Source organism: Pseudomonas sp. F01002, from assembly GCF_004402115.1.
GTDB lineage: Bacteria > Pseudomonadota > Gammaproteobacteria > Pseudomonadales > Pseudomonadaceae > Aquipseudomonas > Aquipseudomonas frigoris.
Window position 1 is genome coordinate 45,313 of record NZ_SOPU01000028.1, and the last position, 23,780, is coordinate 69,092.

Annotated in this window: 19 protein-coding genes and 1 pseudogene; 9 read left to right on the forward strand and 11 right to left on the reverse strand. The window is 58.6% G+C overall.

Translation table 11 applies throughout. The features are described from left to right. Positions 1–3: 3 nt before the first annotated feature. A complete protein-coding gene (locus tag E3W21_RS24435; protein ID WP_129442039.1) occupies positions 4–318 on the reverse strand; it encodes a 3-phosphoglycerate kinase in 315 nt (104 codons plus the stop codon). A 49-nt stretch (positions 319–367) separates the two neighbouring features. Here E3W21_RS24435 and E3W21_RS24440 point away from each other — a divergent pair, with 49 nt between their 5' ends. The 4 genes and pseudogenes from E3W21_RS24440 (at position 368) to E3W21_RS24455 (ending at position 4,587) form a co-directional block, all read left to right on the forward strand. Further along, positions 368–1,291 (forward strand): LysR family transcriptional regulator, encoded by a 924-nt coding sequence (locus E3W21_RS24440; RefSeq protein WP_129442037.1) that lies wholly within the window; start codon positions 368–370, stop codon positions 1,289–1,291. 14 nt (positions 1,292–1,305) lie between these two features. Beyond that, positions 1,306–2,111: pseudogene (locus E3W21_RS24445) on the forward strand (alpha/beta fold hydrolase). A gap of 3 nt (positions 2,112–2,114) precedes the next feature. Further along, entirely contained in the window at positions 2,115–2,672 is a 558-nt protein-coding gene (locus E3W21_RS24450; RefSeq protein WP_008153188.1) for a peptidylprolyl isomerase A, read from the forward strand. An 82-nt stretch (positions 2,673–2,754) separates the two neighbouring features. Then, positions 2,755–4,587, forward strand: coding sequence for an ABC transporter ATP-binding protein (locus E3W21_RS24455; protein WP_129442035.1), 1,833 nt, complete (start codon positions 2,755–2,757; stop codon positions 4,585–4,587). Positions 4,588–4,723: 136 nt separating this feature from the next. On the opposite strand, the gene E3W21_RS24460 is transcribed toward E3W21_RS24455, so the two are convergent. Beyond that, on the reverse strand, positions 4,724–5,848 hold the full coding sequence (locus E3W21_RS24460; protein WP_046048079.1) for a GNAT family N-acetyltransferase: 1,125 nt from the start codon (positions 5,846–5,848) through the stop codon (positions 4,724–4,726). A 280-nt stretch (positions 5,849–6,128) separates the two neighbouring features. Between E3W21_RS24460 and E3W21_RS24465 the strand changes: the two genes are divergently transcribed. Beyond that, positions 6,129–7,445 (forward strand): putative porin, encoded by a 1,317-nt coding sequence (locus E3W21_RS24465; protein WP_129442029.1) that lies wholly within the window; start codon positions 6,129–6,131, stop codon positions 7,443–7,445. A 229-nt stretch (positions 7,446–7,674) separates the two neighbouring features. On the opposite strand, the gene E3W21_RS24470 is transcribed toward E3W21_RS24465, so the two are convergent. The 3 genes from E3W21_RS24470 to aceK all read right to left on the reverse strand — a co-directional run bounded on the left by E3W21_RS24470 (position 7,675) and on the right by aceK (position 14,974). After that, on the reverse strand, positions 7,675–8,796 hold the full coding sequence (locus E3W21_RS24470) for a beta-ketoacyl-ACP synthase III (RefSeq protein WP_134422149.1): 1,122 nt from the start codon (positions 8,794–8,796) through the stop codon (positions 7,675–7,677). Between the two features lie 357 nt (positions 8,797–9,153). Then, positions 9,154–13,065, reverse strand: a complete 3,912-nt coding sequence (hrpA, locus tag E3W21_RS24475) for an ATP-dependent RNA helicase HrpA (protein ID WP_134422150.1) — start codon at positions 13,063–13,065, stop codon at positions 9,154–9,156. 190 nt (positions 13,066–13,255) lie between these two features. Beyond that, entirely contained in the window at positions 13,256–14,974 is a 1,719-nt protein-coding gene (gene aceK, locus E3W21_RS24480) for a bifunctional isocitrate dehydrogenase kinase/phosphatase (protein ID WP_134422151.1), read from the reverse strand. 129 nt (positions 14,975–15,103) lie between these two features. Between aceK and E3W21_RS24485 the strand changes: the two genes are divergently transcribed. Beyond that, the gene (locus tag E3W21_RS24485) at positions 15,104–16,012 is read left to right on the forward strand and encodes a DMT family transporter (protein WP_134422152.1); all 909 of its coding nucleotides are present in this window, start codon (positions 15,104–15,106) and stop codon (positions 16,010–16,012) included. Positions 16,013–16,107: 95 nt separating this feature from the next. Here the strand turns inward: E3W21_RS24485 and E3W21_RS24490 are convergent, their stop codons facing one another. The 4 genes from E3W21_RS24490 to cysK all read right to left on the reverse strand — a co-directional run bounded on the left by E3W21_RS24490 (position 16,108) and on the right by cysK (position 19,565). After that, positions 16,108–16,971: a DMT family transporter gene (locus E3W21_RS24490; protein WP_134422153.1), complete on the reverse strand. Its 864-nt coding sequence runs from the start codon at positions 16,969–16,971 to the stop codon at positions 16,108–16,110. A 112-nt stretch (positions 16,972–17,083) separates the two neighbouring features. After that, entirely contained in the window at positions 17,084–17,248 is a 165-nt protein-coding gene (locus E3W21_RS31245) for a hypothetical protein (protein WP_165353262.1), read from the reverse strand. A 174-nt stretch (positions 17,249–17,422) separates the two neighbouring features. Beyond that, on the reverse strand, positions 17,423–18,358 hold the full coding sequence (locus E3W21_RS24495; RefSeq protein WP_134422154.1) for an aspartyl/asparaginyl beta-hydroxylase domain-containing protein: 936 nt from the start codon (positions 18,356–18,358) through the stop codon (positions 17,423–17,425). Positions 18,359–18,590: 232 nt separating this feature from the next. Continuing rightward, positions 18,591–19,565, reverse strand: a complete 975-nt coding sequence (gene cysK, locus E3W21_RS24500; RefSeq protein ID WP_134422155.1) for a cysteine synthase A — start codon at positions 19,563–19,565, stop codon at positions 18,591–18,593. 126 nt (positions 19,566–19,691) lie between these two features. On the opposite strand from cysK, the gene E3W21_RS24505 reads away from it, so the two are divergent. Further along, on the forward strand, positions 19,692–20,768 hold the full coding sequence (locus tag E3W21_RS24505) for a DUF748 domain-containing protein (protein WP_134422156.1): 1,077 nt from the start codon (positions 19,692–19,694) through the stop codon (positions 20,766–20,768). Here E3W21_RS24505 and E3W21_RS24510 read toward each other — a convergent pair. Continuing rightward, a complete protein-coding gene (locus tag E3W21_RS24510; protein ID WP_134422157.1) occupies positions 20,765–21,268 on the reverse strand; it encodes a DUF2442 domain-containing protein in 504 nt (167 codons plus the stop codon). The two genes, E3W21_RS24505 and E3W21_RS24510, sit on opposite strands and share 4 nt — an antisense overlap. Continuing rightward, positions 21,256–21,486, reverse strand: a complete 231-nt coding sequence (locus E3W21_RS24515; RefSeq protein WP_166793868.1) for a DUF4160 domain-containing protein — start codon at positions 21,484–21,486, stop codon at positions 21,256–21,258. Before E3W21_RS24515 ends, E3W21_RS24510 begins: the two co-directional genes overlap by 13 nt. A 202-nt stretch (positions 21,487–21,688) precedes the next feature. Between E3W21_RS24515 and E3W21_RS24520 the strand changes: the two genes are divergently transcribed. Both E3W21_RS24520 and E3W21_RS24525 read left to right on the forward strand, forming a co-directional pair. After that, the gene (locus tag E3W21_RS24520; protein WP_134422159.1) at positions 21,689–22,534 is read left to right on the forward strand and encodes a MoxR family ATPase; all 846 of its coding nucleotides are present in this window, start codon (positions 21,689–21,691) and stop codon (positions 22,532–22,534) included. A gap of 33 nt (positions 22,535–22,567) precedes the next feature. Then, positions 22,568–23,746: a VWA domain-containing protein gene (locus tag E3W21_RS24525; RefSeq protein WP_129442008.1), complete on the forward strand. Its 1,179-nt coding sequence runs from the start codon at positions 22,568–22,570 to the stop codon at positions 23,744–23,746. Positions 23,747–23,780: the final 34 nt, after the last annotated feature.

Here is a 23,780-nt window from a genome sequence, read left to right on the forward strand (position 1 = left end):
AGGTCATTTGGGGGTGCAGGTCAGTTTGATACGCATCTTGATGATGCTCCGGTTGAACTTGGCGGTGGCATTTTTGTGTTTACCAGCGGCCACTTCGATATTGCGGGTGCGTGGCGCTTCCGGGCCATTGTTGAAAACTACCTTACAGGCCGCATCGGTGGTGCCGTAGTTGTTCACCTGAATGGAGGCGATGTCGCTATCCGTGTCATACGCGTTGTAGTCGATGCTCAAGCCGTTCAGCTGTTTTTCAACGTCGATCGGATAGGCAAACGCCGTCAGCGGCAGCATTGCCAACAGCACGCAACAGAATTTTTTCATTCAGCAGTCTCCAATAAGGACTGCCAGCTTAGGACAAGAGGAGCTATTCATGAAAGCGCCCCGCGTGACCCTTGATCAATGGCGAACGTTACAGGCCGTGGTCGACCACGGCGGTTTCGCACAGGCCGCCGAAGCGCTGCACCGCTCGCAATCATCGGTGAGCTACACCGTGGCGCGCATGCAGGACCAGCTCGGCGTGCCGCTGTTGCGCATCGATGGCCGCAAAGCGGTGCTGACCGAAGCCGGCGGCGTGCTGCTGCGTCGTTCGCGGCAACTGGTGAAACAGGCCAGTCAGCTGGAAGACCTGGCCCACCACATGGAACAAGGCTGGGAAGCGGAAGTGCGACTGGTGGTTGACGCCGCCTACCCGAGCGCCCGCCTCGTCCGCGCCTTGACCGCGTTCATGCCGCAGAGCCGTGGCTGCCGGGTGCGTCTGCGCGAAGAGGTGTTGTCGGGTGTCGAAGAAGTGTTGCTGGAAGGCGTGGCGGACCTGGCGATCACCGGGTTCAGCATTCCCGGTTATTTGGGCGCGGAATTGAGCGATGTTGAATTCGTCGCCGTTGCCCATCCGGAACATGCGCTGCATCGTCTGAACCGCGAACTGAACTTCCAGGATCTGGAATCTCAGATGCAAGTGGTCATTCGCGACTCCGGCCGCCAGCAGCCACGGGACGTTGGCTGGCTCGGCGCGGAACAGCGCTGGACCGTCGGCAGCCTGGCCACCGCGGCGACTTTTGTCAGCAGCGGCCTGGGTTTCGCCTGGTTACCTCGGCACATGATCGAACGAGAACTCAAGGAAGGTCTGCTCAAGCTGCTACCGTTGGACCAGGGTGGCAGCCGCAACCCGAGCTTCTACCTGTACTCGAACAAGGACAAACCCTTGGGTCCGGCCACGCAGATTCTTATCGAACTGCTGCGCACTTTCGACACTGCGCCGCTGGATGCCCCTTTCGCCGCCCCTGAACAAGCCTGACACGGAGTGTACGCATGGCCTATTTCGAACATGAAGGTTGCAACCTGCACTATGAGGAATATGGCCACGGCACGCCGTTGCTGCTGGTTCACGGGCTGGGTTCCAGCACCCTGGACTGGGAAAAGCAGATCCCGGCGCTGTCGGCCCGCTACCGGGTGATCGTCCCGGATGTACGCGGCCACGGTCGCTCCGACAAACCCCGCGAGCGCTACAGCATCGCCGGGTTCAGCGCCGACCTGATCGCCCTCATTGAACACCTGAACCTCGGCCCCACTCATTACGTGGGCCTGTCCATGGGCGGCATGATCGGTTTTCAACTGGCCGTGGATCAGCCGCAATTGCTCAAAAGCCTGTGCATCGTCAACAGCGCGCCCGAGGTAAAACTGCGCAACCGCGACGATTACTGGCAGTGGTTCAAGCGCTGGAGCCTGATGCGCGTCCTCAGTCTGGGCGCCATCGGCACGGCCTTGGGCGGCAAGCTGTTCCCGAAACCCGAACAGGGTGACTTGCGACAAAAAATGGCCGAGCGCTGGGCAAAAAACGACAAATATGCTTATCTCGCCAGCTTCGATGCAATCGTTGGCTGGGGGGTTCAGGAACGACTTTCGAGGGTCTCCTGTCCAACCCTCATCGTCAGCGCCGACCGTGACTACACACCGGTTTCGCTGAAAGAGACCTACGTAAAACTGCTGCCCGATGCGCGGCTGGTGGTGATTGCCGATTCGCGCCACGCCACCCCGCTGGATCAACCCGAAATGTTCAACCAAACGCTGCTCGAGTTTCTCACCGCAGTCGACACCACCTCACTCAGGATCACTGACCCATGCTGAAAAAAATCGCCCTCGTCGCTGGCTCCGTTCTGTTTGCCGCCAACCTGATGGCCGCAACGCCCGCCAAGGCGCCGCACGTGCTGCTGGAAACCACCAACGGCCAGATCGAGATCGAACTGGACCCGGTCAAAGCGCCGATCAGTACCAAGAACTTCCTTGATTACGTCAACAGCGGCTTCTACAACAACACGATTTTTCACCGTGTAATTCCAGGGTTCATGATCCAGGGCGGCGGTTTCACTCAACAAATGCAGCAGAAAGAAACCAAGGCACCGATCAAGAACGAGTCCAAAAACGGTCTGCATAACGTCCGTGGCACGCTGTCCATGGCCCGCACCTCTAATCCTGATTCGGCCACTAGCCAGTTCTTCGTGAACGTCAAGGACAACGACTTCCTCGACAGCGGTGACGGCTATGCGGTCTTCGGTAAAGTCGTGAAAGGCATGGACGTGGTGGACGTCATCGTCAACTCGCAAACCACCACCCGTGGCGGCATGAAAGATGTGCCAGCCGACCCTGTGTTCATCAAGTCAGCCAAAGTCATCGACTAAGCTACACAGGAAGTCTTGAGCGGCCGCCGGAGTGCGCCGCTCACACTGTTCAAAGGAGAGCCCGTGCGCGGGCGGAGAACTGATGCTTTATCGCCGTTTCGAGAAACTGATCGACATTTTCCGCGAGGCCCCGACGGCCGCTCCGCCGGATCGGGTTCTCCCTTTTTATACCTATTATCTGAAGCAGGTCTGGCCGAGTTTCGCCGTCCTGCTGTTCGTCGGTCTGATCGGTGCGCTGATCGAAGTAGCGCTGTTCAGTTACCTGAGTCGCATCATCGACCTGACCCAAGGCACACCTAACGTCGATTTCTTCAAGGAACACGGCATCGAGCTGGCCTGGATGGCGGTGGTAGCCCTGGTTTTTCGGCCGATTTTTGTTGGCCTGCATGACCTGCTGGTGCACCAGACCCTGAGCCCCAGCATGACCAGCCTGATCCGCTGGCAGAACCACAGTTATGTGCTCAAACAGAGCCTGAATTTTTTCCAGAACGACTTCGCCGGACGCATCGCCCAACGCATCATGCAAACCGGCAACTCACTGCGCGATTCAGCCGTGCAAGCCGTGGACGCGCTGTGGCACGTGCTGATCTACGCGATCAGTTCGCTGGTGCTGTTCGCCGAAGCCGACTGGCGCCTGATGATCCCGCTGCTGACCTGGATCGTCGCCTTCATCAGTGCCCTTTACTACTTCGTGCCACGGGTCAAGGAACGTTCGGTCGTGTCCTCCGATGCGCGCTCCAAACTCATGGGACGGATTGTCGACGGCTACACCAATATCACCACCCTGAAGCTGTTCGCCCACACCAATTTCGAGCAGCAATACGCTCGCGAAGCGATCAAGGAACAAACCGAAAAAGCCCAACTGGCCGGCCGGGTGGTCACCAGCATGGACGTGGTCATCACCAGCATGAACGGCTTGCTGATCGTCGGCACCACCGGCCTGGCCCTGTGGCTGTGGACGCAGTCGCTGATCACCGTAGGCGCCATTGCCCTGGCCACCGGCCTGGTGATCCGCATCGTCAACATGTCCGGCTGGATCATGTGGGTGGTCACCGGCATTTTCGAAAACATCGGCATGGTTCAGGACGGTTTGCAGACCATTTCTCAACCGGTCAGCGTCACTGATCGTGAGCAGGCCAAACCGTTGCTGGTAACCTGTGGCGAAGTGCGTTTCGAGCACGTGGATTTCCACTATGGCAAGAAGAGCGGGATCATTGGCGACCTCAACCTGACCATCAAGCCTGGCGAGAAAATCGGCCTGATCGGTCCATCCGGCGCCGGCAAGTCAACACTGGTCAACCTGCTGCTGCGCCTCTATGACGTGGAGGGCGGACGTATCCTCATCGACGGCCAGAACATCGCCGAAGTCGGCCAGGAAAGCCTGCGGGAACGCATTGGCATGATCACCCAGGACACGTCCTTGCTGCATCGCTCGATCCGCGACAATTTGCTGTACGGCAAACCCGACGCCACCGACGCCGAACTCTGGGAGGCGGTGCACAAGGCCCGCGCCGACGAGTTCATTCCGTTGTTGTCGGACTCCGAAGGCCGCACCGGTTTTGATGCCCACGTCGGTGAGCGCGGGGTCAAACTCTCCGGCGGCCAGCGTCAGCGGATTGCGATTGCTCGCGTGCTGCTCAAGGACGCGCCGATCCTGATCATGGACGAGGCCACCTCGGCGCTGGATTCGGAAGTTGAAGCGGCGATCCAGGAAAGCCTGGAAACCCTGATGCAGGGCAAAACCGTGATCGCCATCGCCCACCGGCTCTCGACCATCGCCCGCATGGACCGGCTGGTGGTCCTGGAAAAAGGCAAGATCGCCGAAACCGGCAGCCACGCCGAACTGCTGGCCCATGGCGGGTTGTATGCACGGTTGTGGCAGCACCAGACGGGGGGATTTGTCGGCATCGACTAAATCTTCTGATCGACAATAATCCTGTGGGAGCGGGCTTGCTCGCGAAGGCGGAGTGTCAGGCAACAATTATGTCGACTGATACACCGCCTTCGCGAGCAAGCCCGCTCCCACAATAGTGAGTGTGATCCCCCCAGGATCAATCCTGCCGGTAAGGCAAGGCCGTCCTCGCTTCCTCGGCATACGCCAACACACCAACGCGCTCTTGCTGCAGGAAGTCTTTGACGGCAGCTTTCAGGCCGGGATGGCGCAAGTAGTGCCATGAATGAGTGATCACGGGCTCAAACCCGCGAATCAACTTGTGCTCACCCTGGGCACCGGCATCGAATCGCTGGAAGCCATTGGCAATCGCGTAGTCCATGCCTTGATAGAAACAGGTCTCGAAGTGGAGACGGTCGAACTCCGCCAGACAGCCCCAGTAACGACCGTAAAAGCTGTCGCCACCCACCAGACTGAAGGCCATTGCCACCGGCCGTGAGCCTTGCTTGGCCAACACCACACGAATCGACTCTGGCATGCGCTCGGCCAGCAAACTGAAAAACTCCCGCGTCAGATACGGCGCTTGCCGACGCACTGCGTAGGTGTTGGCGTAGCAGGCATAGACAAAATCCCACTGCGCCTGATCGAGTTGCCTACCTTCAAGCCATTCGAAATCAATGCCCTGCCCCGCCACTTGTTCGCGCTCCTTGCGCATCTGCTTGCGCTTGCGCGAACTGAGGACGTCTAGGAAATCCTGAAAATCCCGATACCCGCGATTCTGCCAGTGGTACTGACAGCCGATACGCTGCAACCAGCCCGGCTGCTCGGCCAAGGCCGCGTCAGTGAACGGGTCGGTGAAGTTGATGTGGGCACTGGAGAGTTGTTCGATTTCAAGGTAGCCCGGCAGGCTTTTCAACAGTTCGAAACCGTCCTCGAGCGTGGCCGCCAGCAAACGCGGGCCGCTGACCGGACTGAACGGCACAGCCGTCAGCAGCTTGGGGTAGTAATCGATACCGGCACGCTCACAGGCATCGGCCCAGGCGTGATCGAACACGTACTCGCCGTAAGAATGCCATTTGCGATAACTGGGCAGCGCGGCAATCAGGCGATCGCCTTCGATGTGCAGCAAATGCTCGGGTTGCCAGCCGGAATGAGGGCCGACGCTGCCGCTGTCTTCCAGCGCGCTGAGAAAGGCGTGGCGCAGAAAGGGCTGATTCTCGGGCACCAGGGCATCCCACGTCTGCGACGCGATTTCGGACAGACTTTCCAGACGTTGCAGCGGCATCAGTTCTTCCCTACTTCTTTGCGTGAAAGCCCGGCGAGTATCGCCCATCGCCAAAAAATCCACACGAGCAATCCGCCGACAGGGCTCTGGATAAGGCTTTACGCCATATTTGTATCGTCATCGAGACGCCATCACATTGCCACTGCTCTGTCATAAACCATCGCGATACTGGCGCCTGTTTTTAGAGCGTCGGGTTCTAGCCCGGCCACTGTTTTCCGCCCGTAACGGTCGGTTGTGTCCTGGATGGCTCAGTCATCCCCTCTCATCTTCGGAGATTGATATGCGTCTTGCTTCCACGAAAACTGCGGCAGCCCTGTGTGGCGGGCTGTTGCTGGCCATGAGCGTTCCGGCCAGCGCCGCAGTCGACGCCAAACTGCTCGACATGCTTAAGGCAAACGGCTCGATTACCAACGCGCAGTACAGCGAACTCCAAGCCGAGCTGACCAGGGATCAAAAGGACCAGCAGATTGCTCGTCAGGCTCAACAAGAGACCAACGAACAGATCGCAGCGACCGCGAAGAAAACCAATGAACTGAGTACCTTCGACCAGAAACTGGCGTGGGCCGCCAAGACCCAATTCAAGGGTGACGTGCGTTTCCGTCAGGAAACCGTCCACAACGATGGCGTTTCAAACAACAAAGACCAGGATCGTCAGCGCATTCGTGCCCGTCTGGGCGCCTACAGCGAAATCAACCCTCAGGTCGACACCGGTATTCGTATCGCCACCGGCAGCAACGACGACGCCCGGTCCACCAACCAGGACCTGAACAACTACTTCGACAAGAAGTCGATCTGGCTGGACCAGGGCTACGTCGACTACCACCCCGACGCGATCAAGAACCTGCACCTCGTCGGCGGCAAGATGCCGCAACAATGGGTGAGCATGGGCGACATCATCTGGGATAGCGACATCAACCCGGAAGGCCTGGCAGCGACTTACAAATACCCGCTGGGCGGCAGCACCGAGCTGTTTGGTAGCGCCGGTCACTACACCCTCAAGGACAACGTCGACGGCGAGGGTGTGCAGTTCAAACACGACCTGCGCCTGTACGCTGGCCAGTTGGGTGCGCGCTTCGCCATCACTGACAACCTGAAACTGACCCTGGGTGGCAGCGTCTACGGCTACGACAATGATGACGACATCAGAGCAGGGGGCACAAGCATTCCAGCCGCACTGGCCATCAACGGCAACAGCCCGAACGAGCAATTCAAACTGTACGAAGGCTTTGGTCAGCTCGACATCGGTGGCCTGCCTATGCCGCTCTCGCTGTACGGTCAGTACGTGAATAACAAAGACGCCAGCAACGATCAGGACTCTGCCTGGTTGGCCGGTGTAAAGACCAAGTTCTACGGCTTCGCAGTGGACTACAACTACCGCGACGTACAGCGTAACGCGGTGGTCGGCGCCTTCACCGACTCCGACTTCGCCAACGGTTTCACCGGTTCGCGTGGCAGCAAGTTGAAAGTGAGTTATGAGCTGGACAAAAACTTCAACCTGGGTGCGACGTACTTCATGGCTAACTCTGACTACACTAACGCCACTCTCAAAGATTCGGACATCAACACCCTGCAACTGGATGCCGAAGCGAAGTTCTGATTCCCCGCTACACGACTCGGGCAAGGAAACCTGAGCCGCTTTTACAAACTCGCGTTGTGGTATCGGTCCCCATCATCCGTCCGATACTGCAGCGCGAGTTTTTTTGTTGGCGCAAAAAAAGATCGCAGCCTGCGGCAGCTCCTACACCGACCGTATTCCAACCGCGATATCGCGTTGAAATCCAATCCCGTGTAGGAGCTGCCGCAGGCTGCGATCTTTTAAGGCGAACTCAGCGCTTGCGCAGAATCACGCTGCCAATCGAGTAACCGGCGCCGAACGAGCTGAGCACTGCCAGCGAACCGGCGGCCAGATCGTCCTGGTTCTTGTGAAACGCAATCACGGAACCGGCGGAGCTGGTGTTGGCGTAGGTGTCGAGAATCACCGGGGCTTCTTCTTCGGTGGCTTCGCGGCCCAGCAGCTTCTTGACGATCAGGTGGTTCATGCTGAGGTTGGCCTGATGCAGCCAGAAGCGTTTCACGTCGCTGATGTTGAGCGTGTTCTCTTCCAGGTGCGTAGCGATCAGCTCAGCGACCATCGGGCAGACATCGCGGAACACCTTGCGGCCTTCCTGCACGAACAGTTTGTCCTTGGCACCGATGCCCTCTTCCGCCGCGCGGTTGAGGAAGCCGAAGTTGTTGCGGATGTTATTGGAGAACTTGGTCAGCAGCTTGGTGCTGACGATATCGAACTGGTACTTGGACGTTGCCAGGTCAGCACGTTCGATGATCACCGCGGTAGCGGCGTCGCCGAAGATGAAGTGGCTGTCGCGGTCGCGGAAGTTCAGGTGACCGGTGCAGACTTCCGGGTTGACCATCAGGATCGCCCGGGCCTGGCCCAGTTGCACGCTGTTGGCCGCAGCCTGAATGCCGAAGGTCGCCGAGGAGCAGGCGACGTTCATGTCGTAACCGAAACCCTGGATACCCAAGGCTTCCTGGACTTCGATGGCGATGGCCGGGTAGGCACGTTGCAGGTTGGAGCAGGCGACGATCACGCCGTCGATGTCCGCGGCGGTTTTGCCGGCGCGCTGCAAGGCTTGCTCGGCGGCGCCGATGGCCATTTGGCAAAGCACCGACCACTCGTCATTCGAGCGTTCCAGCAGGCGTGGCGCCATGCGTTGCGGGTCGAGGATGCCTTCCTTGTCCATGACAAAGCGGCTTTTGATGCCAGAGGCTTTTTCGATAAACGCCGCGCTGGACTCGGTCAACGCTTCGATTTCGCCGCGCGCGATGGCGTCGGCATTGTCGGCGTTGAATTGCGCGACGTAAGCGTTGAAAGACTGCACCAGCTCTTCGTTGGAGATGCTGTTGGCCGGGGTGTACAGGCCGGTGCCGCTGATGACGACGTTATGCATGGTCGTTTCTCTAATCTGTTCAGGCAGAAAGTGTTGGCACCGACGTACCAACACACAAAGGATCTGCTCCCGTCAGGGGGAGCAAACCTGGCATCGCTTTATTCCAATCCGCCCAGACCTGTGAAGGCTCAAAACCGCGGGACCGGCGTTTATAGGCGCGAAGTTTGCCATAAACATTGGGGTTTGGCGCCTTTTGCTGGATAAAGCGCACACTACTTGTAGGACTGTAGGAGCTGTCGAGTGAAACGAGGCTGCGATCTTTTGATCTTGTTTTTAAAAATCTAAAATCAAAAGATCGCAGCCTCGTTTCACTCGACAGCTCCTACAGTGGATCGCGGTGATCGCAGGGTATCGGGTTCAGGGTTCGACCTGGGTCCACTGCTTGTTCAGGCGCTTGTCGGAGATCGGCACCTTGGTCCCCAATTGTTGGGCGAACAGGGAAACCCGGTATTCCTCCAGCCACCAGCGATAGAGCTCCAGCTGCGGATCGCGTTTACCTTCCTGGGCATGTTTGTTGGCGCGGGTTTGATATTGCGTCCACAGGCCAGACAACTCGCCACTCCAGACCCGATCCCTCTGCACCTGAGCGCCGATTTTCTCGAAGCGTTGCTCGACCGCTTTCAGATAACGCGGCAACTCCTTGAGCCACTGCATCGGGGTTTCACGAACGAAGCCCGGATACACCAGATGACTGAGCTGCTGCTTGATGTCGTTCAGGGCCACGGCTTGCGCCAGATCGATCTTGCCCTTGAAGCGTTTTTGCAGACCGTGCCAGAGCTTGAGGATTTCCAGCGTCAGCTTGGCCAGACGCTCGGCGTGCTCGGTCCAGCCACCGCGTTTGCGTTCGGCCAGCGATGCCAACCCGGCGCCATCCCGTGGCAGCGGGTCTTCGCCGTCGAGAATGCAGCTGTCGAGGCTGGCCAGCAGGATGTCTTCGACCAGACTGTCGATGCGACCCATGTCGCGGTACATCAGCCCCAGCTCGGTCAGCCCCGGCAACTTGCTGCGCAGGAACTTCGCCGGTTCGGCCAGTTGCTGCATCAGCAACCGCTGCAAGGCGCGGCGATGCTGGAACTCGGCTTCGGCCGGTGTCGAGAAACGTCCTTCCTTGACCGTGCCGCTCTCTTCCACTAGCGCCGGATACACCGTCATCGATAGCCCGGCGATCTTCTGCTGGGTTTTCTCGGCGACGGCGGCAAACACTTTCGGCTCCACCGGTTGCTGGTTTTTCGCGGTTTGCGGCACGGCCAACGCGGCCTGACTGGCTTCGGCAAAGCGTGCGGTCAGTTCCGCCAAATCACGCCCTTCGCCAAGGAACTTGCCCTGGCCGTCGACGATTTCCAGGTTCATCCGCAAATGACTGTCGACCTGCTGCGACGCTTCGGCCCAGGCTTCATCGCTGACCCGCGCACCGGTCATGCGCAACAGTTCACGGCCCAGCGCTTGAGGCAACGAGCCCTCAGCGAAAGTCATGCGTTGCAAGGCGGCTTTGACGAAGTCCGGCACCGGTACGAAATTCTTGCGCAGGGCTTTGGGCAGGTTGCGCACCAGCGCGATGCACTTGGCCTCGATCACGCCCGGCACCAGCCATTCCAGGCGCTCCGGCGGCAGCATCGGCAACAACGGTGCCGGCACACGCAGGGTCACGCCGTCACGCGGGTGGTTCGGTTCGAAGTGGTAGCTCAGCGCCAACTCCAGATCACCGATGTGCAAGGTGTCCGGGTAATGCAGCGCGGTGACTTCACTGGCCTCGCGAGCCAGTACGTCTTCTTCGCGCATGATCAGCAGCTGCGGGTCTTTCTGGCTGTTGACCCGATACCAGCTATCGAAGGTCGCGGTCTGGTGGATCTCCGCTGGCAGTCGCGCATCGTAGAAGGCGAACAGGGTTTCTTCGTCCGCCAGAATGTCGCGACGGCGAGCCTTGGCTTCCAGTTCGTCGAGCTGTTCCAGCAGTTGCGCATTGGCCGTCAGGCACTTGGCCTTGGACTGAATCTCGCCGCGCACCAGGCCTTCACGAATGAAAAACTCACGAGACACCACAGGGTCGATCGGCCCGTAATGCACCGGCCGGCGACCGACCACGATCAGCCCGAACAAAGTGATCTGCTCGAACGCCACGACCTGACCGCGCTTCTTCTCCCAATGGGGTTCGAAGTGGTTTTTCTTGATCAGGTGCCCGGCCAAGGGCTCGATCCAGTCGGCGTCGATCTTGGCGACCATGCGCGCGTAGAGCTTGGTGGTTTCCACCAGTTCGGCGGCCATCAGCCATTGCGGACGCTTTTTACCGAGGCCCGATGACGGGTGAATCCAGAAGCGCCGCTGACGGGCGCCGAGGTAGTCGCCGTCTTCGGTTTTCTGGCCGATCTGGCTGAGCAGCCCCGAGAGCACGGCTTTGTGCAGTTTCGGATAATCCGCCGGCTCTTTATTGAGGCTCAACTGCATGTCGCGGCAGATCAGGCTCAACTGCCGATGGGAGTCGCGCCATTCGCGCAGACGCAGGTAATTCAGGAAGTTCTTGCGGCACCAATTGCGCAGCGGGCTGGCGGTCAACGCCTGGCGCTGTTCCTCGAAACCACGCCACAAATTGACCAGGCCGGCGAAGTCCGAGTCCACGTCTTTCCATTGTGCGTGCGCCTGATCCGCCGCTTGCTGACGTTCTGGCGGACGCTCGCGCGGGTCCTGAATCGACATGGCGCTGGCGACGATCAGCACTTCCTGCAAGCTGCCGAGTTTCGCCGCTTCCAGCAGCATGCGGCCCATGCGCGGGTCCACTGGCAAGCGCGCCAACTGGCGACCGAGTGGCGTCAGCTGGCTGTTGCGGTCGACCGCCGAGAGTTCTTGCAGCAGGTTAAAACCGTCGCTGATGGCTTTGCCATCCGGCGGCTCGATAAACGGGAAATCGGTGATCTCGCCTAGGCGCAGATGCAGCATCTGCAAAATCACCGCCGCGAGGTTGGTGCGCAGGATTTCCGGGTCGGTAAATTCCGGGCGACCGATAAAATCTTCTTCACCGTAGAGACGGATGCAAATGCCCGGTTCGACCCGTCCGCAGCGACCTTTACGCTGGTTGGCGCTGGCCTGGGAAATCGCTTCGATGGGCAAGCGCTGGACCTTGGCGCGGTAACTGTAACGGCTGATGCGCGCGGTGCCGCTGTCGATCACGTAACGAATGCCCGGCACGGTGAGCGAGGTTTCCGCGACGTTGGTTGCCAGGACCACGCGACGGCCTGGGTGCGACTGGAAAATCCGCTGCTGTTCGGCCGGCGATAACCGCGCGTACAACGGAAGAATCTCGGTGTGCTTGAGCTGGGCCTTGCGCAGCATGTCCGCGGCGTCGCGAATCTCACGCTCACCGGGCAGGAACACCAGCACATCGCCGGGGCTCTTGCGTTCGCTGCGTTCGAACGCGGCGATTTCGTCGAGGGTGGCGAGGATCGCCTGATCCACGGTCAGATCATCCTCGACGCGGTTGCCCTCTTCGTCCTGCTCCAGGGTCAGCGGGCGGTACCAGGTTTCTACCGGGAAGGTGCGGCCCGAGACTTCAACAATCGGCGCGTCATCGAAATGCTTGGAGAAACGCTCCAGGTCGATGGTCGCCGAGGTGATGATGACTTTCAGGTCCGGGCGACGCGGCAGCAGGGTTTTCAGGTAACCGAGCAGGAAGTCGATGTTGAGGCTGCGTTCGTGGGCTTCGTCGACGATGATCGTGTCGTAGCGTTCGAGGTAACGGTCGTTCTGGGTTTCCGCCAGCAGGATGCCGTCGGTCATCAGTTTGATCAGGGTGTTGGAATCGCTCTGATCCTCGAACCGCACCTGATAGCCGACCAGCGCACCCAAGGGTGTCGCCAGTTCTTCGGCGACCCGGCTCGCCACGCTGCGGGCGGCGATTCGACGGGGTTGGGTGTGGCCGATCAGGCCATGCTGACCGCGACCGATTTCCAGGCAGATCTTCGGCAACTGGGTGGTTTTACCCGAACCGGTTTCACCGGCAATGATCAGCACCTGATGCTTGAGCAGCGCTGCTTTGATTTCGTCGCGCTTGGCGGCGATCGGCAGGCTGTCGTCGTAACGAATAACCGGCAGGCTGGCCCGCCGCGCCAACACCTGATCACAGGACGCCTGCATGCGCGTCACCCATTGGGCCAGCTTGGCCTCGTCAGGTTTTTTGCGCAGCTCAAGCAACTGCCGCCGCAGCCGGTGGCGGTCGGCGAGCATGGCGTGATCGAGGTTTTTCAGCAGTTTGTCGATGGAGGGCGATTCGTCAGTCATCAGGTACGCAATAAGTCGTCTAGTGGCGCAGGGGGCGGATTGTCGCAGATTTGGCAGGGATTGCGGGGGGTTCTACTGTAGGAGCTGTCGAGTGAAACGAGGCTGCGATCTTTTGATTTTAGATTTTAAAAAACAAGATCAAAAGATCGCAGCCTCGTTTCTCTCGACAGCTCCTACAGGTCGCGTGGTGTTATTCGTTATCCAGGCCCTTGCGCCGATACGGAAACACATCAATCACCTTCCCGGCGCGAATGGCTTCCTGAAGGCTTTTCCAGTAATCGGCGTTGTAAAGCTCACCATGCAACTGATCAAACAATTTGCGCTGCCCCGAATCAGCAAACAAAAACGGCGGAAACTCTTCAGGAAACACATCCAGCGGCCCAATCGAATACCACGGTTCCGACGCCATCTCGTCTTCCGGTGTACGCGGTTGCGGGATATGCCGGAAGTTGGCTTCGGTCAGGAAGCAGATCTCGTCATAGTCATAAAACACCACCCGCCCATGACGAGTGACGCCAAAGTTCTTCAGCAGCATGTCGCCGGGGAAGATATTCGCCGCCGCCAGTTGCTTGATCGCCAGCCCGTAATCTTCCAGCGCCTCGCGGACCTGAGCGTCGTTGGCGCTCTCCAGATACAGGTTCAACGGCGTCATCCGCCGTTCGGTCCAGCAGTGGCGGATCAGCACGGTGTCGTCCTCTACCGACACGGTGGACGCGGCCACTTCGAGCAATTCTTCCAGACAGGCCGGGTCGAACTTGCTCAACGGGAAGCGGAAGTCGGCAAATTCCTGGGTGTCAGCCAGGCGCCCGACCCGGTCGACGCTTTTCACCAAACGGTACTTCTCGATCACCGTGGCGCGGTCGACGTTCTTTGACGGCGAGAAGCGGTCCTTGATGATTTTGAATACGGTGTTGAAGCCCGGCAGGGTAAACACGCTCATCACCATGCCACGCACGCCCGGGGCCATGATGAACTGGTCGTCGGTGTTGGCCAGGTGATTGATCAGCGCCCGGTAGAACTCGGATTTTCCGTGTTTGTAGAAACCGATCGAGGTGTACAGCTCGGCGATGTGCTTGCCCGGCAAAATGCGCTTGAGGAAACCGATGAACTCCGCCGGCACCGGCACGTCGACCATGAAGTACGAACGGGTGAACGAGAAGATGATCGATACGTCCGCTTCATCGGTGATCAGCGCATCGATCTGAATCCCGCGACCTTCGCGGTGCAGCAGCGGAATCACCAGCGGCCATTGTTCGTCCTGGGTATAGATGCGCCCGACCAGGTACGCGCCTTTGTTGCGGTAAAGCACCGAGGAAAACAGTTCGACACTCAGCTCCGGGTCCTTGCAGACCCAGTCCGGCAGGTTCTCGCGCAATTGCCCTTCGAGACGACTCAGGTCGCCCGCCAGGTTGGCGTAATCCTCGCTGAAGCGGTAGTCGGCAAAAATGCTCGCGAGCATCCCGGACAACTGGCCCTGGGGCTTGTACGTGCGGGTTTGTGCAGCACGGGCCCGGCGCAGGCTCGGCCGGGTGGTGTGAATGAACATGCAGCCGTCGCTGATCAGGTCGTGGCTGAACAGCCCGCAGAAAATCGAGTTGTACCAGGTTTCGGACAGTTCATCGTCGAAGCGCAGGTCGATCAGCGTGATGTAAGCGCTTTTGACCAGCGGCCAGCAACTGACATCCAGCGTGTCAGCGTCGAAAGCGATGTGCAGCCGCCCTACCGTTTCGCTGACTTTTTCTTCGTAGAGATTGATCCGCGCGGCCGACGCCGTTTGCGTCTCCTGCCACTTGGCCTGCTCGAAGCGAGCCCGGGCGCCGTCGGTGATCTGGCGGAAATGCTCGCGATAATCGTCAAAGCCATCGAGGATCATTCGGGCGATGTCGGCGGCTGGCCATTGCTGCGGCATAGGTAAAACCTCGGCGGCTGATTCTTATCGTGGGGCATGAGCTTAGTGGCCCTTTGTTACGCAACGCAACCATTGCCTTGCGTCCTGACTGGCGCGACACTTGCGCGCTAATCAAGGAAGGAACGTGCTGTGAACCCCGTCGATACTTTGCGTTTGTTGTCGCTCGCCGCCATTTGGGGCGCTAGCTTTCTGTTCATGCGCATCATTGCCCCGGTGATTGGCACAATCCCCACTGCCTTTTTCCGCGTGTCGATTGCCGCGGTCGGCCTGTTGGTGATCCTGGGGCTGATGCGCATCAGCTGGGATTTCAAAGGCAAACTCAAAACCGTGATGCTGCTTGGAGTGATCAACTCCGGGATTCCGGCGACCCTGTACTCGGTAGCCGCCCAGGTGCTGCCGGCCGGTTACTCGGCGATTTTCAACGCCACCACGCCATTGATGGGCGTGCTGATCGGCGGTCTGTTCTTCCATGAAAAACTCACCGCCGCCAAACTTGGCGGCGTGTTCCTCGGGCTGTTGGGCGTGGGCATCCTGACCCGAGCCGGTCCGGTGGCGTTCGACATGGAACTGCTGATGGGCGCCCTCGCCTGCCTGCTCGCCACGACCTGCTACGGTTTCGCCGGGTTCCTCGCGCGCCGCTGGCTTGATCAGGCCGGTGGTCTCGACAGTCGTCTATCGGCGGTGGGCAGCATGCTGGGTGCGACATTGTTTCTGTTGCCGCTGTTCGGTTACAGCGTGATCAGCCAGCCACCGGAGAGCTGGGGCGGCTGGAGTGTCTGGTTGTCATTGCTGGGTTTGGGGCTGGTGTGTACGGCGCTTGCGTACATTATTTACTTCCGGTTGCTCAGCTCGGTCGGGCCGGTGAAGTCGATGACCACGACCTTTCTGATTCCGCCGTTCGGGGTGTTGTGGGGAGCGCTGTTGCTGGATGAGCCGTTGTCGATGGCGCATATCTATGGCGGGGTGTTGATTGCGGCGGCGTTGTGGTTGGTGTTGAAGACGACGGTGGTGAAGTCGAAAGAGGTGGTTGCCAGGTAGTTTTGTGGTGCGGTCAATGTGAATTCGGTGCGGGCCGAGCATGCGCTGGCCAAATAAAAAAGGCCTGGAACTCATGCCCCAGGCCTTGTTTTGTTTCAAGCGTTTTTACGGAATACGAACACCAGACCGATGATGATCAGCAACATGCCAAGCATGCTCAACGCCGCCAGCCGGTTGCCGAAAATCAGGTAGTCCATCACCGCCGTCACCGCCGGCACCAGGTAAAACAGACTGGTGACATTGACCAGGTTGCCCCGGGCGATCAAGCGATACAGCAGCAACGTCGCCAGCACCGACACGACCAATCCCATCCACAACACCGGCACGATGAAACCGGTGCTGTGTTCGAAATGAAAGGGCTGGAACGGTACGAAGATCCCGCAGAGCAACAGCCCCGCCAGGTACTGCACTGGCAGCGTGCCGAGGGGATTTTCGGTGATGCGTTTCTGCATGATCGAACCGAACGTCATGCTCGCCAGCGCCAGCAAACCGAAGAGCATTCCGGCGAACGACATGCCGGCCAGACCGATGCCTTGGTACACCACCATGATCAACCCGGCCAAACCCAGTGCCAAACCAAACATTCTGCTGGCTGATCGCTGACGCTCCATGATCACCACCGTAAGAATGGGCTGCACGCCCATGATCGTTGCCATGACGCCCGGTGTGACTTTGAGGTCCAGGGCCAGCAGATAGAAAATCTGATAAGCCCCCAGCAACACCACGCCGGTGGCCATCGCATACACCATCGGCTTGCCGCCCTTGGGCAGTTTCAGCTTGAGCAACGGCACCAGCAGCACCAGACCGAATAGCGCGATGGCAAAGCGAAACAGCAGAAAGGCAAAAGGTGAGGCGTGAGCCAAGCCCCATTTGGAGAAGATCGCCCCGCTGCTCCACAGCAGAACGAACAGGCTCGTGGACGCCGCCGCGAGCGCGGTGTTTTTCGAAAGGACAAACATGAATACCACCTGTAGTCAGGCAAAAAAAGCCAACTCAGCCGAAGCTGAAATTCAGTAGTTTTTTCAGGCGGGCACTTTTTAGACGGGCATGGAAACAGCAGAAAAAAGCTGATCAGCCCGAGAAGCCAACGCCTGGCGGTGATACGACTGCGCACACCGGCGTGCTACTGACAGGTGGAGGGTAATGACTGATCTGCGCAGGCTGCTGATTCCCGCACGGCACGACGCCAGCGTTGACCGCTGAATCGACTACCGCGTTGATGAGGGAAGCTGGCATGGGCTGATCTTTTTTGAAGGGTAGAAAGCTGGGTTGGAAAACATCGAGCGCCGACTATAACCAGCGTGTGAGATGGATTGCAATGACTTGGACAAAGGGCAACGATCTGTAGCAGCTGGCGAAGCCAGCTGCTACAAAGAGAGTGTTTCGCCGGATACTTTTCTGTGCTCGGTATCACCCAAACAACCAATACCCCAACAATGTCAGCACCACCACCGCCAACACCGGTCGCAGCACGCGGTAGGCCTTGGGATTGCGACGCTTCCACTTTTTGATCACACCACTGAATTTGTCGCTGGAGTTCTTGCTCCACGCGTAAGCCTGGTTAATCCCGCCAACACGTTCATCATCAAGATTCTGCGGTGCAGTGGCGCGACCCAAAAAGCCACTGATCCAGCGGTTGATGCGGGTCATCAGGCGGTTGCTCAACGGTCGTTCGATGTCGCAAAAGAGGATGACCCGCGTCTTGTCGGTTTCGTTCTTGACCCAATGCACATAGGTTTCGTCGAACATCACGTCTTCACCATCACGCCAGGCATAGACCTGACCGTCGACGAAGATCCGGCAATCGTCGGAGTTCGGCGTCGACAGCCCCAGGTGATAACGCAGGGAACCGGCGAACGGATCGCGATGCGGGTTGAGGTGGCTGCCGCCTGGCAGCAACGCGAACATGGCGCCTTTGACGTTGGGAATGCTGCTGACCAAGGCCACGGTTTTCGGGCACAAGGCTTCAGCTGAGGGAAGCGGTTTGTCGTACCACTTGAGGTAGAAACGCTTCCAGCCTTTTTTGAAGAACGATCCGAAACCGGCGTCGTTGTTCCTTTCGGCGGCGCGAATGTAGCCCTCGTCGAAGAGGTGCATCGCTTCGTCGCGGATGACTTCCCAGTTGTCCTTGAGCACGTCCAGTTCCGGGAACTTGCTGCGGTCCAGATAGGGTTTGGACGGCACACCGGAGAACAGGTACATCAAAGCGTTATAGGGCGCGAACAACGCTGAATGGTTGACGAACTGACGCAAGACCGGCAATCGTGCCTTGCCGCGCAAATGCACATAGAGAGTGCTGCCGAGGAACAGCAGCAGCGACGCTTTCGCGGCAAGGGAAAAGGTCATCAACAACTCCTTGATAGTAGACAACTCTGCGCAACGCCATTTACCCAACGTGGCAGCCGGCCATGATAAACATTACCGGCCTCGGGAAATACCCGTGTAACTGAACATTCAGTGTTAAAGATTGCGCAATAAAGCACTTCTTAACATAAAGCTTCTGAACGGGGGCTGACTTGAATCACCCCCTTACACAAGTTCAAAAACAAGATCAAAAGATCGCAGCCTGCGGCAGCTCCTACTGCTGATTCTCCTGCTCGGTGAACAGATCACTGAACAGCATGCTCGACAGGTAGCGTTCACCGGAGTCCGGCAGGATCACCACGATGGTCTTGCCCTGCATTTCCGGGGTTTCCGCCAGGCGAACGGCCACCGCCATGGCGGCGCCGCAGGAAATGCCGCTCAAAATCCCTTCTTCCTGCATCAGTCGCAAGGCCATGGCCTTGGATTCTTCATCGCTGACCAACTCAACCCGATCGACCATCGACAGATCAAGATTCTTCGGCACAAAACCGGCACCAATACCCTGGATCTTGTGAGGGCTCGGCTTGATCTCTTCACCGGCCATTGCCTGGGTGATGACTGGCGACACCGCTGGCTCCACCGCCACCGAGATAATCGGTTTGCCCTGGGTATTCTTGATATACCGCGAAACCCCGGTAATGGTTCCACCCGTTCCGACGCCTGCCACCAGTACGTCGACTGCACCGTCGGTGTCGTTCCAGATTTCCGGACCGGTCGTTTTTTCGTGGATGGCCGGGTTGGCCGGGTTCTCAAACTGCGACGGCATGAAGTAGGCAGCCGGGTCGCGGGCGACAATTTCAGCAGCCTTTTCGATCGCTCCTTTCATGCCCTTGGCCGGTTCGGTCAGTACCAGTTCGGCCCCCAGTGCCTTTAGCACTTTGCGTCGCTCGATACTCATGGACGCCGGCATGGTCAGCATCAGCTTGTAACCGCGGGCCGCGGCAACGAATGCCAGGCCGATACCGGTATTGCCCGAGGTCGGTTCGACGATGGTCATTCCAGGCTTGAGTTTGCCGGTGCTTTCGGCGTCCCAGATCATGCTCGCACCGATCCGGCACTTGACCGAGTAACCGGGGTTACGCCCTTCGATCTTGGCCAGGATGGTCACGCCGCGCGGGGCGATACGGTTGATCTGCACCAGCGGCGTATTGCCGATGGAATGAGCGTTGTCAGCGTAGATACGGCTCATGGCTGGGTCCTTATACAGCGTTAAATAAGCTCTCCAAGGTATGCCTGTTGCCCTTGGTCGTCCAGTCAGTCGAACGTCCCGTAACCGCAGCAGTCAATGGCTATACATCGCCAGAGATTTGTCATCATGAAACGCAGATACAGTTGGCCCCTGTGGATCCTCGCTGGCCTCGTTGTGCTGCTGATTGCCCTGCACATCGCCCTGCCCTACATGGTGCGAGACTACCTGAATGACAAGCTGGCGAACATGGGCGACTACCGTGGCCAGATCACCGATGTGGACCTGGCCCTGTGGCGTGGTGCGTACAAAATCAACGGGCTGAAAATCGTCAAGGTCGACGGCAAGGTCCCGGTGCCTTTCGTCAACGCGCCGCTGATCGACCTTTCCGTCAGTTGGCACTCGCTCTGGTACGACCGCGCCGTTGTGGCCGAGGTGAAGTTCTTCAACCCCGAGGTGAACTTCGTCGACGGCGGCGCCAACAAGCAAAACTCCCAGACCGGTCAGGGCACCGACTGGCGTGCGCAGTTGAGCAAACTGGCCCCCATCACCCTGAACGAAGTGCGGATCAGCGATGGCAAGATCAGTTTCCGCAACTTCAATTCCAAGCCCCCCGTGAACATGAACGCCACTCAGGTCAACGCCAGCATCTATAACCTGACCAACGTGGTCGACACCAAAGGCAAGCGCGATGCTCGCTTCGAAGGCAAGGCGCTGCTGCTCGGGCACGCACCACTGGAAACCACCGCCACCTTCGACCCCTTAAGCAACTTTGAAGATTTCGAGTTCCGCCTGCGGGCCAAACACATCGAGCTCAAACGCATGAACGACTTTGCCTCCGCCTATGGCAAGTTCGACTTCAATGCAGGTCACGGTGATGTGGTCATTGAAGCGCAGGCTAAAAAAGCTCAATTAACGGGTTACATCAAACCGCTGCTAAAGGACGTCGACGTGTTCAATTGGCATCAGGACGTCGAGAACAAGGACAAAGGGATTTTCCGCTCCATTTGGGAGGCCATCGTCGGCGGCTCCGAAACGGTGCTGAAAAACCAGGGCAAAAACCAGTTTGCGACTCGCGTGGAACTGAGCGGCAACGTGCATCGCCGAGATATCAGCGCATTCGAGGCTTTTTTGCAGATTTTACGCAACGGCTTCATCCAGGCGTTCAATGCCCAATACGAACGGCCCAAGCCGGATGCGGGCTAAGGGTTTCGGGTGACGATGTAGCGACCGGTTTCTTCGGCCGCCCGCGCCGGGTTCGATTGCTGCTGCAAGAAGTCCCAGCCCAGGCAGGCCAGTGCCAGCGATCGCGGTACCGCTTCACGCCCACTGCTGTAGCGCGTGATGCTGCGGGCACTGACCCCCAACGCTTCGGCCGCCTGATTGAGTGGCAGCCCGGTACGAGCGCGCCAGTCGATGAAGATCCGCGTGTTTTCGTCCAATGCGTTTTGCGCGAGCGCATCCAGATAAAGAGTGTCTGCGCCGATCTGGATGTCCAGTTCGGGCCACTCAACGCTCCAGCCTTCATCACCCAAGGTTGCCCCTTCGAAAGCGCCAACCTCCAGCAATGGCTGCAACCCAGGGTAGGCGCGCAGGTCCCGACTCAAATCGAGGTTCAGTTGCTGACCGTCGATAAAGGTTAGCGTCAGGCGGTGATCCGGCAACGCCTGCACGGCCGACAGCCGTGGTCGTTTCATGGGTAACATCGTTTCCAATCCTCCAGCAATTGCACCAGATGGGCCCTGACCCACGCCAGCGCTTCCTTGATAATCAGCGGCGGCGCCTTGCCCACCATCACTTCGACGGTTTCAAGGCTGAGCATGACGTCCAGCCCGCCACCGGTCAGGTGGACATGAGGCGGCGGATGATCCTTCTCGCGCAACTGAATGCGGTACGTATCGCGAAATCGGTATTTAGTAGACATGCCCCGCAAGCTATCGCCAAAATGGCGATAGCTCAATACTGGCCAGCAGCCGAGACTGAGTCAAGATGTGACGCCCCATTCAGAGACTGAATAAGCCGTCTGCGTTCACAGTCGACCGGGCACCGCGTTATAGTCGGGTACTACAATTATTGCGCCCCGCCCTGCCTCGTTCAGGTCGGCATTACCGTTCGAGGATTAGCAGATGAAGTTCGAAGGCACCCCGGCCTACGTCGCCACCGATGACCTGAAGCTGGCGGTCAACGCCGCCATCACCCTGGAGCGCCCGCTGCTGGTGAAGGGCGAGCCGGGTACTGGTAAAACCATGCTCGCCGAGCAACTGGCCGAGTCCTTCGGCGCCAAACTGATCACTTGGCACATCAAATCCACCACAAAGGCGCATCAAGGCCTGTACGAGTACGACGCGGTCAGCCGTCTGCGCGACTCGCAACTGGGCACGGAAAAGGTTCACGACGTTCGCAACTACCTGAAAAAGGGCAAGCTCTGGGAAGCCTTCGAATCCGAAGAGCGGGTGATCCTGCTGATCGACGAAATCGACAAGGCCGACATCGAGTTCCCGAACGACTTGCTGCAAGAACTCGACAAGATGGAGTTCTACGTTTACGAGATCGACGAGAGCATCAAGGCCAAGAAACGCCCGATCATCATCATTACTTCCAACAACGAGAAAGAGCTGCCGGACGCCTTCCTGCGCCGCTGCTTCTTCCATTACATCGCTTTTCCCGACCGCGTCACGATGCAGAGGATCGTCGACGTGCACTACCCGAACATCAAGAAAGACTTGGTCAGCGAAGCGCTGGACGTGTTTTTCGACGTGCGCAAAGTGCCGGGCTTGAAAAAGAAACCATCGACCTCCGAACTGGTGGACTGGCTGAAGCTGCTGATGGCCGACAACATCGGCGAAGCGGTACTGCGCGAGCGCGATCCGACCAAGGCTATTCCGCCGCTGGCCGGTGCTTTGGTGAAGAACGAACAGGACGTGCAGTTGCTTGAGCGTCTGGCGTTCATGAGCCGTCGCGGCACTCGCTGATCCCTCTTTTTAACAAGATAGAGGGCGATAGCCATGCTGCTCAACCTGTTCAATGAAATGCGCGCAGCCAAAGTGCCGGTCTCGGTACGGGAGTTGCTGGACCTGATCAACGCGCTGAAGCAGCGCGTGACCTTCGCCGACATGGACGAGTTTTATTACCTGTCCCGGGCGATTCTGGTGAAGGACGAAAAGCATTTCGACAAATTCGACCGCGCGTTCGGTGCCTACTTCAACGGCCTGGAAAAACTTGACGATCACCTTCAGGCATTGATCCCGGAAGACTGGCTGCGCAAGGAGTTCGAGCGTTCGCTGACCGAAGAAGAGCGGGCGGCGATCCAGTCTCTCGGCGGCCTGGACAAGCTGATCGAAGAGTTCAAGAAACGCCTCGAAGAACAGAAAGAACGTCATGCCGGCGGTAACAAGTGGATCGGCACTGGCGGCACCAGTCCGTTTGGCTCCGGGGGCTTCAACCCGGAAGGCATTCGGGTCGGCGATGCCGGCAAGCGTCAGGGCAAAGCGGTCAAGGTCTGGGATCAGCGCGAATACAAGAACCTCGACGATTCGGTCGAATTGGGCACCCGCAACATCAAGGTCGCCCTGCGTCGGTTGCGCAAATTCGCGCGCCAGGGTGCGGCGGAAGAACTGGACATCGATGGCACCATCGACCACACCGCGCGAGATGCCGGGCTGCTGAACATCCAGATGCGTCCGGAGCGGCGCAACACCGTCAAGTTGTTGCTGCTGTTCGACATCGGCGGCTCGATGGACGCCCACGTGAAGATCTGCGAAGAGCTGTTTTCGGCCTGCAAGACCGAGTTCAAGCACCTGGAGTATTTCTACTTCCACAACTTCATTTATGAATCGGTGTGGAAGAACAACATGCGCCGCACTTCCGAGCGCACCTCGACCCAGGATCTGCTGCACAAATACGGCGCAGACTACAAAGTGATCTTCATCGGTGACGCCGCCATGGCGCCGTATGAAATCACCCAGGCCGGCGGCAGCGTCGAGCACTGGAACGAAGAAGCGGGTTATGTGTGGATGCAGCGGTTCATGGAGAAGTACAAGAAGGTCATCTGGATCAACCCGTATCCGAAAGATACGTGGGGCTATACGTCTTCGACCAACATCGTGCGGGACTTGATTAACGATCAGATGTACCCGCTGACGTTGCGGGGGCTTGAAGAAGGGATGCGGTTTCTTTCCAAATAACTCGGTGCCTGACCGGACGCCATCGCGAGCAAGC

Bases quoted from the DNA above. Each gene is read 5' to 3' on its own strand.
- E3W21_RS24455 (WP_129442035.1), top strand. From the start codon at position 2,755: ATGCTTTATCGCCGTTTCGAGAAACTGATCGACATTTTCCGCGAGGCC.
- E3W21_RS24470 (WP_134422149.1), bottom strand. From the start codon at position 8,796: ATGCATAACGTCGTCATCAGCGGCACCGGCCTGTACACCCCGGCCAAC.
- E3W21_RS24490 (WP_134422153.1), bottom strand. From the start codon at position 16,971: ATGTTTGTCCTTTCGAAAAACACCGCGCTCGCGGCGGCGTCCACGAGC.
- cysK (WP_134422155.1), bottom strand. From the start codon at position 19,565: ATGAGCCGTATCTACGCTGACAACGCTCATTCCATCGGCAATACGCCG.
- E3W21_RS24440 (WP_129442037.1), top strand. From the start codon at position 368: ATGAAAGCGCCCCGCGTGACCCTTGATCAATGGCGAACGTTACAGGCC.
- E3W21_RS24510 (WP_134422157.1), bottom strand. From the start codon at position 21,268: ATGTTACCCATGAAACGACCACGGCTGTCGGCCGTGCAGGCGTTGCCG.
- aceK (WP_134422151.1), bottom strand. From the start codon at position 14,974: ATGCCGCAGCAATGGCCAGCCGCCGACATCGCCCGAATGATCCTCGAT.
- E3W21_RS24515 (WP_166793868.1), bottom strand. From the start codon at position 21,486: ATGTCTACTAAATACCGATTTCGCGATACGTACCGCATTCAGTTGCGC.
- E3W21_RS24450 (WP_008153188.1), top strand. From the start codon at position 2,115: ATGCTGAAAAAAATCGCCCTCGTCGCTGGCTCCGTTCTGTTTGCCGCC.
- E3W21_RS24505 (WP_134422156.1), top strand. From the start codon at position 19,692: ATGAAACGCAGATACAGTTGGCCCCTGTGGATCCTCGCTGGCCTCGTT.
- E3W21_RS24465 (WP_129442029.1), top strand. From the start codon at position 6,129: ATGCGTCTTGCTTCCACGAAAACTGCGGCAGCCCTGTGTGGCGGGCTG.
- hrpA (WP_134422150.1), bottom strand. From the start codon at position 13,065: ATGACTGACGAATCGCCCTCCATCGACAAACTGCTGAAAAACCTCGAT.
- E3W21_RS24460 (WP_046048079.1), bottom strand. From the start codon at position 5,848: ATGCCGCTGCAACGTCTGGAAAGTCTGTCCGAAATCGCGTCGCAGACG.
- E3W21_RS31245 (WP_165353262.1), bottom strand. From the start codon at position 17,248: ATGCCAGCTTCCCTCATCAACGCGGTAGTCGATTCAGCGGTCAACGCT.
- E3W21_RS24495 (WP_134422154.1), bottom strand. From the start codon at position 18,358: ATGACCTTTTCCCTTGCCGCGAAAGCGTCGCTGCTGCTGTTCCTCGGC.
- E3W21_RS24435 (WP_129442039.1), bottom strand. From the start codon at position 318: ATGAAAAAATTCTGTTGCGTGCTGTTGGCAATGCTGCCGCTGACGGCG.
- E3W21_RS24525 (WP_129442008.1), top strand. From the start codon at position 22,568: ATGCTGCTCAACCTGTTCAATGAAATGCGCGCAGCCAAAGTGCCGGTC.
- E3W21_RS24520 (WP_134422159.1), top strand. From the start codon at position 21,689: ATGAAGTTCGAAGGCACCCCGGCCTACGTCGCCACCGATGACCTGAAG.